The 12,412-nt window shown below is 71.3% G+C and carries 12 protein-coding genes; 8 read left to right on the top strand and 4 right to left on the bottom strand.

The genetic code is table 11. The annotated features are described in order from the left end of the window. Nucleotides 1-5 precede the first annotated feature (5 nt). From purE to manA, 3 genes are read left to right on the top strand one after another with little or no spacing between them, the layout of a single operon-like run. Entirely contained in the window at nucleotides 6-539 is a 534-nt protein-coding gene (purE, locus tag RIN46_RS05790) for a 5-(carboxyamino)imidazole ribonucleotide mutase (RefSeq protein WP_309080417.1), read from the top strand. A gap of 26 nt (nucleotides 540-565) precedes the next feature. Further along, the gene (locus RIN46_RS05785; RefSeq protein ID WP_309080418.1) at nucleotides 566-2,206 is read left to right on the top strand and encodes an LCP family protein; all 1,641 of its coding nucleotides are present in this window, start codon (nucleotides 566-568) and stop codon (nucleotides 2,204-2,206) included. Nucleotides 2,207-2,214: 8 nt separating this feature from the next. Next, nucleotides 2,215-3,594 (top strand): mannose-6-phosphate isomerase, class I, encoded by a 1,380-nt coding sequence (manA, locus tag RIN46_RS05780; RefSeq protein ID WP_309080419.1) that lies wholly within the window; start codon nucleotides 2,215-2,217, stop codon nucleotides 3,592-3,594. A 10-nt stretch (nucleotides 3,595-3,604) separates the two neighbouring features. Here the strand turns inward: manA and glpX are convergent, their stop codons facing one another. After that, the gene (gene glpX, locus RIN46_RS05775) at nucleotides 3,605-4,651 is read right to left on the bottom strand and encodes a class II fructose-bisphosphatase (protein WP_309080420.1); all 1,047 of its coding nucleotides are present in this window, start codon (nucleotides 4,649-4,651) and stop codon (nucleotides 3,605-3,607) included. A gap of 87 nt (nucleotides 4,652-4,738) precedes the next feature. Between glpX and RIN46_RS05770 the strand changes: the two genes are divergently transcribed. From RIN46_RS05770 to RIN46_RS05760, 3 genes are all read left to right on the top strand, one after another. Further along, entirely contained in the window at nucleotides 4,739-5,335 is a 597-nt protein-coding gene (locus RIN46_RS05770; protein WP_309080421.1) for a DUF4245 domain-containing protein, read from the top strand. A 51-nt stretch (nucleotides 5,336-5,386) separates the two neighbouring features. Beyond that, entirely contained in the window at nucleotides 5,387-6,007 is a 621-nt protein-coding gene (locus tag RIN46_RS05765) for a carbonic anhydrase (RefSeq protein ID WP_309080530.1), read from the top strand. Nucleotides 6,008-6,083: 76 nt separating this feature from the next. Next, nucleotides 6,084-7,499: a class II fumarate hydratase gene (locus tag RIN46_RS05760; RefSeq protein ID WP_309080422.1), complete on the top strand. Its 1,416-nt coding sequence runs from the start codon at nucleotides 6,084-6,086 to the stop codon at nucleotides 7,497-7,499. 107 nt (nucleotides 7,500-7,606) lie between these two features. Here the strand turns inward: RIN46_RS05760 and RIN46_RS05755 are convergent, their stop codons facing one another. Then, complete coding sequence (locus RIN46_RS05755) at nucleotides 7,607-8,110, bottom strand: A24 family peptidase (RefSeq protein ID WP_309080423.1); 504 nt, start codon at nucleotides 8,108-8,110, stop codon at nucleotides 7,607-7,609. 57 nt (nucleotides 8,111-8,167) lie between these two features. Here RIN46_RS05755 and RIN46_RS05750 point away from each other — a divergent pair, with 57 nt between their 5' ends. After that, nucleotides 8,168-9,019 carry a hypothetical protein gene (locus tag RIN46_RS05750; protein WP_309080424.1) on the top strand — a complete coding sequence of 284 codons (852 nt, stop codon included), beginning with the start codon at nucleotides 8,168-8,170 and terminating at the stop codon, nucleotides 9,017-9,019. An 86-nt stretch (nucleotides 9,020-9,105) separates the two neighbouring features. Here RIN46_RS05750 and RIN46_RS05745 read toward each other — a convergent pair whose 3' ends face one another. Both RIN46_RS05745 and RIN46_RS05740 read right to left on the bottom strand, forming a co-directional pair. After that, complete coding sequence (locus tag RIN46_RS05745) at nucleotides 9,106-10,524, bottom strand: PhoH family protein (RefSeq protein ID WP_309080425.1); 1,419 nt, start codon at nucleotides 10,522-10,524, stop codon at nucleotides 9,106-9,108. A gap of 259 nt (nucleotides 10,525-10,783) precedes the next feature. Continuing rightward, on the bottom strand, nucleotides 10,784-11,557 hold the full coding sequence (locus tag RIN46_RS05740) for an isoprenyl transferase (protein WP_309080426.1): 774 nt from the start codon (nucleotides 11,555-11,557) through the stop codon (nucleotides 10,784-10,786). A 140-nt stretch (nucleotides 11,558-11,697) separates the two neighbouring features. On the opposite strand from RIN46_RS05740, the gene RIN46_RS05735 reads away from it, so the two are divergent. After that, nucleotides 11,698-12,399, top strand: coding sequence for a hemolysin III family protein (locus RIN46_RS05735; protein WP_309080427.1), 702 nt, complete (start codon nucleotides 11,698-11,700; stop codon nucleotides 12,397-12,399). The last annotated feature ends 13 nt before the right edge of the window (nucleotides 12,400-12,412 follow it).

Genomic DNA, 12,412 nt, shown 5'->3' with positions numbered 1-12,412 from the left:
GCGACATGAGCAACAGCAACGCGAGACCGCTCGTCGGCGTCGTGATGGGATCCGACTCCGACTGGCCGGTCATGAAGCTCGCGACCGAGGCGCTGACGGAGTTCGACATCCCGTTCGAGGCCGACGTCGTCTCCGCGCACCGGATGCCGGAGGACATGATCGCCTACGGGCGCGAGGCCCACGAGCGCGGAATCAAGGTCATCATCGCCGGGGCCGGCGGTGCCGCGCACCTGCCCGGGATGCTCGCCTCCGTCACCCCGCTGCCCGTCATCGGCGTCCCCGTGCCGCTCAAAACCCTCGACGGCATGGACTCCCTCCTGTCGATCGTGCAGATGCCCGCCGGCGTGCCCGTGGCCACCGTCTCCATCGGCGGCGCCCGCAACGCCGGCCTGCTCGCCGCCCGCATCCTCTCCGCCGGAGAGGGCGAGCACGCGGCCGGACTCCAGCGCCGGCTGATCGACTTCTCCGCCTCCCTGCGCCAGACCGCAGTGGACAAGGGCGCCGCGCTGCGAGCCACCGTCGCAGCCGACGCCGACTGAACGACGCCGACTGAATCCGAGACCCGATGCGCCACAGCACAGCCGCCCGCGGCCTGACCGATCCCGTCCGCTACCCGAACCATGCGCCCGCGCAGGTCCGGACCAAGCGGGCCTTCTTCCTCCTGCTCCTGACGATCTTCGTCCCGGGCGGAGCGCAGGTCGTCGCCGGGAACCGGACCCTGGGACGGCGGGCCCTGACCGTCACGCTGACGTGCTGGGCCCTGGTCCTGGTCGCCCTCGTGGTCTACTTCGTGGACCGCTCCATCCTGCTCGGCCTCGTCGCCCGGCCGGCCGTGCAGATCGTGCTGGCCGTCTCCCTGCTGGTGCTCGCCGTCGGCTGGCTGCTGCTCTTCATCAACACCCTGGCCATCATCCGGCCGAAGCTCCTGGCCCCCGGGGCCCGCGGCATCCTCGTCGCCTGCACCATCGCTGCCCTGGTCGGGACGTCCGGCGCGCTCGGCTACGGCTCGTTCGTGGTCAACGAGGGACGTCAGACCATCGGCGACGTGTTCGCGACCGGACCGGCGTTCGACCCGGTCGACGGTCGCTACAACATCATGGTCATGGGCGGCGACGCCGGTGAGGGCCGCGACGGCCTGCGGCCGGACACCATGATGCTCTTCAGCATCGACGCCGACTCGGGCCGGACCGCCGTCATCTCCTTCCCGCGCAACTTCCAGAATGCGCAGTTCGCCGAGGACTCCCCCATGCGGCAGATCTACCCCACCGGGTACAACTGCGGCGACGAGTGCATCATGAACTCGCTCTACAAGGACGTCACGGACAACCACTCCGACCTCTACCCGGAGTCGGAGGACCCCGGCGCGGAGGCGATGATGGACGCCGCAGAGGGCATCACGGGCGTGAAGGTCCAGAGCTACGTCCTGGTGGACATGGCGGGCTTCGAGAAGCTGATCGACGCGATGGGCGGCGTGACGGTGGACTCGGGCGGCTGGGTCCCGTTCCGCGGGCCGGAGCGGGACGACACGTTCGTCCGCACCCGCTGGTTCCCGCCGGGCGAGCTCGAGCTCGACGGCGCGGAGGCCCTGTGGTTCGCCCGCTCCCGGTACTTCACCACCGACTACCACCGCATCCGGCGTCAGCAGTGCCTGCAGCAGGCCATGATGAAGCAGTTCAACCCCCAGACCGTCCTCACCCGGTTCAGCGCCATCATGTCCGCCGGCGAGGAGCTCGTCGACACGGACATCCCGCAGGACCAGCTCAGCAGCTTCCTCGGCCTGGCCGACAAGGCCCGCCAGCACCCGTTCGAGCGGCTGACGCTCGGCGCCCCGGATTTCGGCACCAGCGCCGACCGCTTCTCGACCTACCCGGACTTCGACCAGATCCGCTCCCGCGTGGACGAGCTCCTGCTCGCCGCCTCGGACGACGCTCCCGAGGAGACGCCCGCCCCCGAGGAGTCCCCTGAGGAGACGCCGGCCGAGGACACCGCCGATGCCGGGGCCTCGTCGGAGCCCGCGGAGGAGACGTCCGCGGAGGCAGAGCCGACGGAGGAGTCCAATAGCATCCAGGGATGGACCGACTCGGCTCCGACGACGCAGCCGGACGGCTCGCCGATCACCGAGGAGTACCTGATCGAGCTCGAGGAGATGGGCCGCGAGGACATCCTCTCGCTCATCGCCGACAGCAACGCCGAGTGCTCCGCCTGAGGCCGCCGATGTTCCGACTGCACAACACCATCCGGGACTACGCCTGGGGCTCCACCACGGCCTTGGCCGGGCTGACGGGACGCACGCCGACCGGGCGACCGGAGGCGGAGATGTGGATCGGGGCCCACCCCGGGGCACCGTCCCGTGTCGAGCCCCTCGCCGGGCGCCCTCCGGGGCCCGCCGAGGCGTCCTACGACGGGGCGACGGCACTCGACGCCGCCGACCGGGAGGGGCTGCCCGGGCTCGACGAGCTCCTCTCGGCGTCGCCGGAACTGCTCGGCGAGGACACGGCCCGCCGCTTCGGCGGTCTGCCCTTCCTGGCCAAGCTCCTTGCGGCGGCCGCCCCCCTGTCCCTGCAGGTCCATCCGAGTCGTGAGAGGGCCCGGGCCGGCTTCGCGGCCGAGGAGCGGGCCGGGGTCCCCCGGAGCGCACCGCATCGGAACTACAAGGACGAGTACCACAAGCCGGAGCTGCTCTTCGCGCTGACGCCCTTCCGCGCCCTCTGCGGCTTCCGCGAGCCGAGCGCGTCGGCGCGACTGTTCGAGGTCCTCGCCGGATCACCGGCCGTCGGCGAGGAGGCGGCGGAGGCCGCCCGGGCTCTCGCCGGACGCCTGCACGACGGCGACATCGCCGGAGCCTTCACCGCCCTCCTCGGCGGGGAGCGCCGCGAGGTGACCGCCGCCGTGGCGGCGCTGGTGCGCGAGGCCCCGGCCGCCGTCGCCGACCTGACCCGCGACGGAGCCGACCCGGACCCCGGACTGGTGGAGCTCGAGTCGATCGCCCGCCACTACCCCGGCGACCCGGGCACCCTGATCTCGCTGCTGCTCAACCACGTGACGCTGGAGCCCGGGGAGGCCATCGCCCTGCCGGCGGGGAACGTCCATGCCTACCTGGACGGCCTCGGCGTGGAGGTCATGGCCAGTTCGGACAACGTCCTGCGCGGCGGGCTCACGCCGAAGCACGTGGACGTCGCCGAGCTGCTCTCCACCGTCGACTTCCGCCCCCTGCCGGTCCCGTACGTCCGGCCCGAGCAGACGTCCGGGGTCTCCGGCCCCGCGCCCCGCTCGGCGGTGTACCGTCCCGGGTTCGAGGAGTTCCAGCTGCAGCACCTGCACTGGCCGGCCGGGGCCGCGGGCCCGGGAACGCCTGCGCCGCTCGCCGTCGAGGCGAACGGGCCCGTCGTCGTCGTGGCCACGGCGGGCGCCGTCCGGCTCGAGTCGTCCGCCGGGAGCCTGGTGCTCCGCCCCGGGGAGGCCGCCTTCGTGCCCGCCGGCGAGGCCCCGCTGACCACCCGCCCGGAGGACTCCGCCGGAGACGCAGACGCGGGACGCGACGGCGGTGCGACGGCCTTCGCCGTCACGGTCCCGCCGCGCGCCCCGCTCCCCTGATGCTCCCGGCTCAGCGCAGGTAGGGCTCCCACTTGCGGGCCTGGTGCTCGCCGTCGACGAAGCGGATGGTCCCGGACTTCGAGCGCATCACGATGGACTGGGTCCGGATTGCACTGTCCTTGTAGCGCACGCCGCGGAGCAGGTCGCCGTCGGTGATGCCGGTGGCCGCGAAGTAGCAGTTGTCGCTGGTGACGAGGTCCGTGGTGGTCAGCACCTGGTCCAGGTCGTGGCCGGCGTCGATGGCGCGCTGCTTCTCGTCGTCGTCCTGCGGCCACAGGCGGCCCTGGATGACGCCGCCGAGGGCGCGGATGGCGCACGCGGAGACGATGCCCTCGGGGGTGCCGCCGATGCCCATGAGCGCGTCGACCCCCGTGTCCTCGCGCGTCGCGGCGATGGCCCCGGCGACATCGCCGTCGAGGATGATCTTGGTCCGAGCCCCGGCGGAGCGGATGTCCTCGATGAGGCCCTGGTGGCGCGGGCGGTCCAGCACGCACACGGTCACCTGGCTGATCGGCTTGTTCTTCGCCTTGGCGATGAGGTGCAGGTTCTGCTTGACGGGCAGCCGCAGGTCCACCAGATCGGCGGCCTCGGGGCCGGTGACGAGCTTCTCCATGTAGAACACGGCGGACGGGTCGAGCATCGAGCCGCGCTCGGCGACCGCCAGGACGGACAGGGCGTTGTTGATGCCCAGCGCGGTCAGCCGCGTGCCGTCGATCGGGTCGACCGCGACGTCGACCTCGGGACCGTTGCCGTCGCCGACGCGCTCCCCGTTGAAGAGCATGGGGGCCTCGTCTTTCTCGCCCTCACCGATGACCACGACGCCGTTGAACCGCACCGTCGAGAGGAGCGAGCGCATCGCGTCCACCGCGGCGCCGTCCGCCGCGTTCTTGTCGCCCAGGCCAACCCAGGGGCTGGAGGCGATGGCGGCGGCCTCGGTCACGCGCACGAGCTCGAGCGCGAGGTTACGGTCCGGTTCGGCGTCCCCCAGCGACAAGCGGGGCGATAGCTGGGCGAAATTTGTGTCTTCAGTCACGTCGTTCCTCACCGTTGAGTGCATGTCCGCGGGTCGTCCCCGCTCCCCGTCGATCATATCGGCCATGGTTGCGGGTCGTGGGGCTGCGCCCGCATCGGGGACAATGGTTACGTGAATACCGAGCACGTCGATCAAGAGCAGCTGCCGAAGCCCGTCCTGACCCAGTCGCAGGCCAAGCGCGCCAACCAGTCCCTCAAGGGCATGGTCATCTCCGTGCTGCTCACCCTCGCCGTGGTCCTGCCGGTGCTCGCGCTGAACCCGTTCAACCTGGAGAACAACTTCCGGCCCGACGTCGACGTCACGGCCGGTGCCCGGCAGGTGGGCGACTCGGCGGGATTCGTCCCACTGGACCTGGAGCTGCCTGAGGAGTGGTACCCGAACTTCGCGCGCTGGCAGGGATCGCAGGCCGACGGCGTCGACTTCTGGGAGGTCGGCTACGTCCGCGGCGAGGACGGCTTCGTGGGCCTGCGGCAGACCGCGGACGCGAACCCGACGTGGATCGCCCAGCACGCCGGCGACGTCGCGCCCTCGGGCAAGCGGGACATCGCGGGCCTGGTGTGGCAGGAGTACTCCTACCGGGACGACGACGGCGTGGAGCACGTCACCCTGGTCGCCGAGCTGGAGGGGAGCACGGTGATGCTCTACAGCGACTCCGGCGACGAACTCCTGGAGATCGCCGCCACGGCCGTCACAGAGGCTCCCGCCTGAGTCCCGCGGCGTTAATCTGGTGCCATGACTGACACGAGACCCACCGGATCCATTCCGCGCGCACTGACCCCCCAGCAGGCCTGGGAGGAGCTGCGGGCGGGGAACGCGAGGTTCGTCGAGGGCACCAGCGCCCACCCGAACCAGAACGCCGAGCGCCGCGGCGAGCTGATCGACTCCCAGCATCCCTTCGCCGTGATCTTCGGCTGCTCCGACTCGCGCCTGGCCGCGGAGATCATCTTCGACGTCGGGCTCGGCGACGTCTTCGTGGTCCGCACGGCGGGACACGTCGTTGACGACACGGTGCTCGGCTCGCTCGAGTACTCCGTCGACGTCCTCAACGTGCCGCTGATCGTGGTGCTCGGTCACGACTCCTGCGGCGCCGTGACCGCCGCCGGCCAGTCCTACGAGACCGGCCAGATGCCCCCCGGCTACATCCGCGGCCTGGTCGAGCGCATCACCCCCAGCGTCATCGCCGCGCGCCGCAACGGGATCGAGAGCGTCAACGAGACGGTCGTCGAGCACGTCCGCCAGACCTCGTCCCGCCTCGCCGAGGCCTCGCCCAGCCTCGCGGCGGCCATCGACGAGGGGCGCACCGCCGTCGTCGGACTGGCCTACCGCCTCGCCGAGGGCCGCGCGGAGCTGGTCTCGGAGCACGGCAGCGTCCAGTCCTGACCCGGCTCTGAGGCGCGGCGCCGGGACGGGCCGCCCGTCCTAGCGCCGCGCCGCGCCGCCGGACTACGGTGGGTCCATGACTGGGACCGAGAACTACCGCATCGAGCACGACACCATGGGCGAGGTCCGCGTCCCCGCGGACGCACTCTACAAGGCGCAGACGCAGCGCGCCGTGGAGAACTTCCCAATCTCGGGCAAGCGTCTGGAACGCAAGCACATCGAGGCGCTCGCCCGGGTGAAGAAGGCCGCCGCCCAGGCGAACGCGGCCCTCGGCGTGATCGACCGCGACATCGCCGACGCGATCGTCGACTCCGCCGACCGGGTGGCGCACGGCGAGCTCGACGACCACTTCCCCATCGACGTCTTCCAGACGGGCTCGGGCACCTCGTCGAACATGAATACCAACGAGGTGCTGGCCGAGCTCGCGTCCCGCCGCCTCGCCGAACACGGCAGCACCAAGAAGGTGCACCCGAACGACCATGTCAACGCCTCCCAGTCCTCGAACGACGTGTTCCCAACGTCGGTGCACGTCGCGGCGACGAGCGCCCTGCTGAACGATCTGCTGCCGGCCCTGGACCACCTCGCCTCGTCCCTGGAGCGCAAGGCGGAGGAGTTCGCCGACGTCGTGAAGTCCGGCCGCACGCATCTCATGGATGCGACGCCGGTGACGCTCGGCCAGGAGTTCGGCGGCTACGCCGCACAGATCCGGTACGGGATCGAACGGGTCGAGGCCTCGCTGCCGCGCGTCGCCGAGGTCCCGCTGGGCGGGACCGCCGTGGGCACCGGCATCAACACGCCGGAGGGCTTCCCGGAGAAGGTCATCTCACTCCTCGCGGAGGACACGGGGCTGCCGCTGACCGAGGCGCGCAACCACTTCGAGGCGCAGGCGAACCGCGACGGGCTGATCGAGGCGTCGGGCCAGCTGCGCACCATCGCCTACTCGCTGATGAAGATCAACAACGACCTACGTTGGATGGGCTCCGGGCCGAACACCGGTCTCGGCGAGATCGCGATCCCGGACCTGCAGCCGGGATCGTCCATCATGCCCGGGAAGGTCAACCCGGTGATCTGCGAGGCGGCGATCCAGGTGGCCGCGCAGGTGATCGGCAACGACACCACCATCGCCCTGTCCTCGACCAACGGCGCGTTCGAGCTCAACGTCGGCATCCCGGTGATGGCGGCGAATCTGCTCGAGTCGATCCGCCTGCTGACCAACACGAGCCGTCTCATGGCCGACCGGATGATCGACGGTCTGACCGCCAACACCGAGCGCGCCCGCTTCCTCGCCGAGGCCAGCCCGTCGATCGTGACCCCATTGAACAAGTTCATCGGTTACGAGAACGCGGCCAGGATCGCCAAGACGGCCGTCGCCGAGGGCATCACCGTCCGGGAGGCGACCCTGTCCCTCGGCTTCGTCGAGCGGGGCGAGCTCACCGAGGAGCAGCTCGACCAGGCACTCGACGTCACCACCATGACCGGCCCGAACCGCTAGGCCGCGGCGAGCGGGCTCGGCCCTGAGCCCCACGTCCGGCCAGTGCGGCCGCCCGGTGTCGCTGGCCCGCTTGCAGCCGGCCCCGTGCGGCAGGCCGCTGCCACCGGTCAGCCGATCAGCAGTGCACCGGCGGTCCCCAGCACCATGAAGGGTCCGAACGGGACTGAGGCCTTGGCGTCGATCCGCTTCGTCAGGACCAGGACGACGGCGGTGAGCCCACCGGCCAGGAACGTCAGCAGCGTGCCGAGCGCCAGGTACTCCCAGGCGGGGAACGCCAGATGCAGGCCCAGGACTCCCGCCAGTTTGACGTCGCCCATCCCCATCCCCCGCGGCTGGATCAGGTGGAGCAGGAGATAGAACCCGAAGAGGATGGCGCCTCCGGCGAGCATGCGCAGCGTCTGTCCCGGATCGCCGGCCAGCAGCGCGGCAGCGCCGAGCAGCACCACGGCCACCGGGTACCAGGGCAGGACGATCCGATTCGGCAGACGGTGCGTCCGGGCATCGATCACGGCCAGGCGCGTCCCATTGACGGCGAAGACGACCAGGGCCGCAGCCAGTGCGGCCGCGGCCCAGGGGCGCTCCCCCGAGAGCTCGGCGAACAGGGAGATCATGCGCCTCACGCTACTTCACCCCTGCCGCGGCCGCTCGGCCGGACGTAGGCTGTGGATATGTCCGAGCCCGTCGCCGCCGATGCCGCCTCCGCCTTCCGGCGTCTCTGCCGGTCCTCGCCGTGGCGCTGGGAGAGCCTGCGCTTCGCCGTGACCTGGCAGGGTCCCGAGCGGACGTCCGGCTCCCCCGCCTCGGCGGCGCCGGACGGATCCGGCGGGCCCGCCCGCCCCGGTCCAGAGGGCGCGGCGGGCTCTCCCGGGGACGGCCGGGCCGGGTTCCCGCTGGAACGCGTGATGGCCTGGCTGCGCCGGCCGGACGCCCTGCGCGTCGAGCGCCCGGACGGGCGGCTGCTCTACAGCACCACCGGCATCAACAACTCCCGAGACGCGTTCTACGTCGCGGGCACCCGCGCGTCGTGGCTCCTGCCGCCGCGGCTCGTCCAACCGGTGTACGACGACGCCGGCCTCGTCCGCCGTCGTCCCGAGGCCCGCTACGGCGATCCGGCCTTCGGGGACGGCCTCTGGGCGGCCATGCTCGATCCCGTGGAGCTGGCCGGCAACGCGCCGGCGCCGACCGAGCTCCCCTTCTCCAACGTCGTCGAGATCCACGAGCTGCGCGGCGGGACGGAGGACGGCCGCGCGGTGTGGGAGGCGGTCGTCAGCCCGAACGCGTCCTACCACGCGGCCGTCCCCGACCAGCCCTTGCTCGGGGCCGGGCGCAGCCTGGTGCGCATCGACGCGCAGACCTCGGTCTGCACCCACGTCCGCCGCCTCGAGGGGCAGGACGCCGGAGCCGGCCGCACGATCACCCTCCTCGGGGTCGACGAATACATGCTCGACGACCTGTTCGTCGAGCACGAGTCGGTCCTCACGGACGTTCGGGACCACATCCCCTGGATCGTGGGCGGCTGACCGCCGCCGAGCCCACGAGTGCCCACGGGGCGGCGGGGCGACGGCGGCGCCCGGCCAGCGGGCTCCGCCGTCGGGAGACTTCTCCCCTAGCCGACTTGTCCCTCGAGGAGCTCCGTGACCAGCGCCGCGATCGGCGAGCGCTCGGACCGCGTCAGGGTGACGTGACCGAAGAGCGGGTGGCCCTTGAGCGTCTCGACGACGGCGGCAACCCCGTCGTGGCGTCCGACCCGGAGGTTGTCGCGCTGGGCGACGTCGTGCGTGAGAACGATCTTGGAGTTCTGGCCGATCCGGCTCATGACCGTGAGCAGGACGTTCTTCTCCAGCGACTGCGCCTCGTCGACGATCACGAACGCGTCGTGCAGGGAGCGACCGCGGATGTGGGTCAGCGGGAGGACCTCCAGCATCCCGCGCGACATGACCTCGTCCATGACGTTCTCACTGACGAGGGCGCCGAGCGTGTCGAACACGGCCTGCGCCCAGGGGTTCATCTTCTCCCCCTCGGAGCCGGGCAGGTAGCCGAGCTCCTGGCCGCCCACGGCGTAGAGCGGCCGGAACACCATGATCTTCCGGTGCTCCCGGCGCTCGAGCACTGCCTCGAGCCCGGCGCACAGGGCGAGCGCCGACTTGCCGGTGCCCGCGCGTCCGCCGAGGGAGACGATGCCGACGGAGGGGTCCATGAGGAGGTCGAGCGCGAGCCGCTGCTCGGCGGAGCGGCCGTGGAGCCCAAAGACCTCCCGATCACCGCGGACGAGCCGGACCAGGCCGTCCTCCCCGACCCGGCCGAGCGCCGACCCGCGGTTGGACTGGAGGACGAGCCCGGTGTTGGTCGGCAGGTGGGCGGCCGCCGCCACATGGGTCGCCTCCCCGTTGTAGAGGGCGACGATGTCCTCGTCTGCGACGTCGACCTCCGCGGTACCCGTCCACCCGGAGTCGGCGACGAACTCGTTGCGGTACTCGTCCGCCTGCAGGCCCATGGCCGAGGCCTTCACCCGCAGCGGCAGATCCTTGGAGACGACCGTGACGTCGCGCCCCTCGTCGGCGAAGTTCTTGGCGACGGCGAGGATCCGCGAGTCGTTGTCGGTGCCGCGGAACCCGATCGGCAGGACCTCGGTGGAGACGTGGTTCAGCTCGACGCGCAGCGACCCGCCGCCCTCGAGGGGCAGTGGCTTGTCGAGGCCGCCGTGCTCGATGCGCAGCTCGTCCAGCAGCCGGAGCGCCTGGCGCGCGAAGTAGCCGATCTCGCCGTCGTGACGCTTCTTCTCCAGCTCGGCGATGACGACGATCGGCACGATGACCTCGTGCTCGGCGAAGCGCAGGACCGCGCGCGGGTCGGAGATCAGCACGGAGGTGTCCAGGACGTAGGACCTCGTCCCCACACTCTGCCGCGCCGCCACCGACGCCGCCTCGGCCGCGGCCGCCAACGGCCCCTCCGGAGCGCTCCCCCGTGCCGCCGTCGCCGGCGTGCCCGCGGTGGTGCCGTACACGCTCTCTACCCCTGCGCCCATGATGACTCCCCATCGTTCGCCCGCCCGGTCGTGGCGCCCGTCGCGGGCACCGGCCGAGCGGTGTGCTTCGGATCCGCCGGCACGGCCGAGAGGCCTGTACCGGCCTCCCCGTGAGAAGTGAGCTGGATGCGGATGATCGTGCTCTCCAGGTGGCCGTCCGGTGGGCCGGCGGGTTCGCCGGCTTGTGACCAACCTAATCCCACGCGTGTAGTTCGGCTAGGGATCTCCGCATGAAGAGGGCGTTAACTCCGCGTCGCCGTCAGGAGCCGAAGCGACGCTGCCGCCGGGCGTAGTCGCGCAGGGCGCGCAGGAAGTCGACCTTGCGGAAGTCGGGCCAGAGGGCCTCGCAGAAGTAGAACTCGCTGTAGGCGCTCTGCCACGTCATGAATCCGGAGAGCCGCTGCTCCCCCGACGTGCGGATGACCAGGTCCGGGTCCGGCTGGCCGCGGGTGTAGAGGAAGCGCGAGATGTCGTCGATCTCGAGCCGGTCGGCGACCTCCTCGATGCTGCGGCCGGCGACCGCCTCGGTGCGCAGGTGCTCGCGGATCGCGTCGACGATCTCGCGGCGCCCGCCGTAGCCGACCGCCATGTTCACCACCAGACCGCCGCAGCCGTGGGTCCGCTCGGCGAGCCCCGTGAGCTTGGCGGCCAGGTACTCCGGCAGCAGCTCCAGGGCCCCGACCGGGTGGATCCGCCGCGTCGGATTCTCCGCGAGCCGGTCCAGGAGATTCGCGATGATCCCCATGAGCTGTGACAGTTCCTCGGCGGAGCGGTTCATGTTGTCCGTGGAGAGCATGTACAGCGTCACGGTGCGGATGCCGAAGTCCTCGCACCAGTCCAGGAACTGCAGGATGTTGTCCGCGCCGGCCTGATGGCCGTGCGCGGTGGGGGCACCGGCCAGCTTGGCCCAGCGCCGGTTGCCGTCGACCATCATGCCGATGTGCTGCGGCAGCTTGTCCGGAGGGAGGTCGTTGACCAGGAAGCGGCCCAGCCGACGCTCGTAGAAGCGGTAGACGACCCGGGGCAGCTTCACCTCGGTCTCCTTTCCCTGGGCGCACGTCTCGTCTTACGCTACCGCTAGTCGGAGGCGCCGGGGTGCGACCTGCCGCCGAGCGCCGCGGCACACGCCCGGTGGCGCGGATCCGTCATCCGCGGGTCCGCTAGGGTGGCCCCATGCAGAACAGCACCGGGGACGTAGACCCCGTGGAGGCCGCGGGCACGACCAGGACCGAGGAGGGCGTCGAGTTCAAGCCCCGGCTGCGCGGCTGGATCCACGCAGCCATGGTGCCGCTCTCCCTCGCCGCCGGCATCGTCCTGATCGCCCTGGCTCCCGGCCAGCTCGGCAAGCTCACCACGGCGGTCTACGCCGCCACGGGCGTGCTGCTCTTCGCCGTGTCGGCCGTCTACCACCTGGGCCGGTGGTCGCCGCCGGTCCGGATGGTGCTCAAGCGGCTGGACCACACCAACATCATGCTCGTCATCGCCGGCAGCTACACGCCGCTGTCCGCGTTCCTCCTGCCGGAGTCGAAGGCGACTCTGCTGCTCGCCGGCGTCTGGGTGGGTGCCCTGCTGGGCATCGCGTTCCGAGTGCTCTGGACGAACGCGCCGCGCTGGCTGTACGTGCCGGTCTACATCCTGCTGGGTCTGGCCGCCCTGATCTTCATCGGCGACTTTTACACGGCCAGTCCCCCGGCCGCTGTGCTGGTCTGCGTCGGCGGCGCCGCCTACATCGTCGGCGCCGTGTTCTATGCGCTCAAGCGACCGGACCTCCACCCCGACTGGTTCGGCTTCCACGAGCTCTTCCACGCCTGCACGGTGGTCGGATTCGCCTGCCACTACGTCGCGATCGCCCTCGCCGTGCTCGGCCCGCGCTGAGCCCGCGCCGGTC

It is taken from the genome of Zhihengliuella sp. (assembly GCF_031178195.1).
GTDB lineage: Bacteria > Actinomycetota > Actinomycetes > Actinomycetales > Micrococcaceae > Zhihengliuella.
This window is presented reverse-complemented; position numbering and strand designations above follow the sequence as displayed.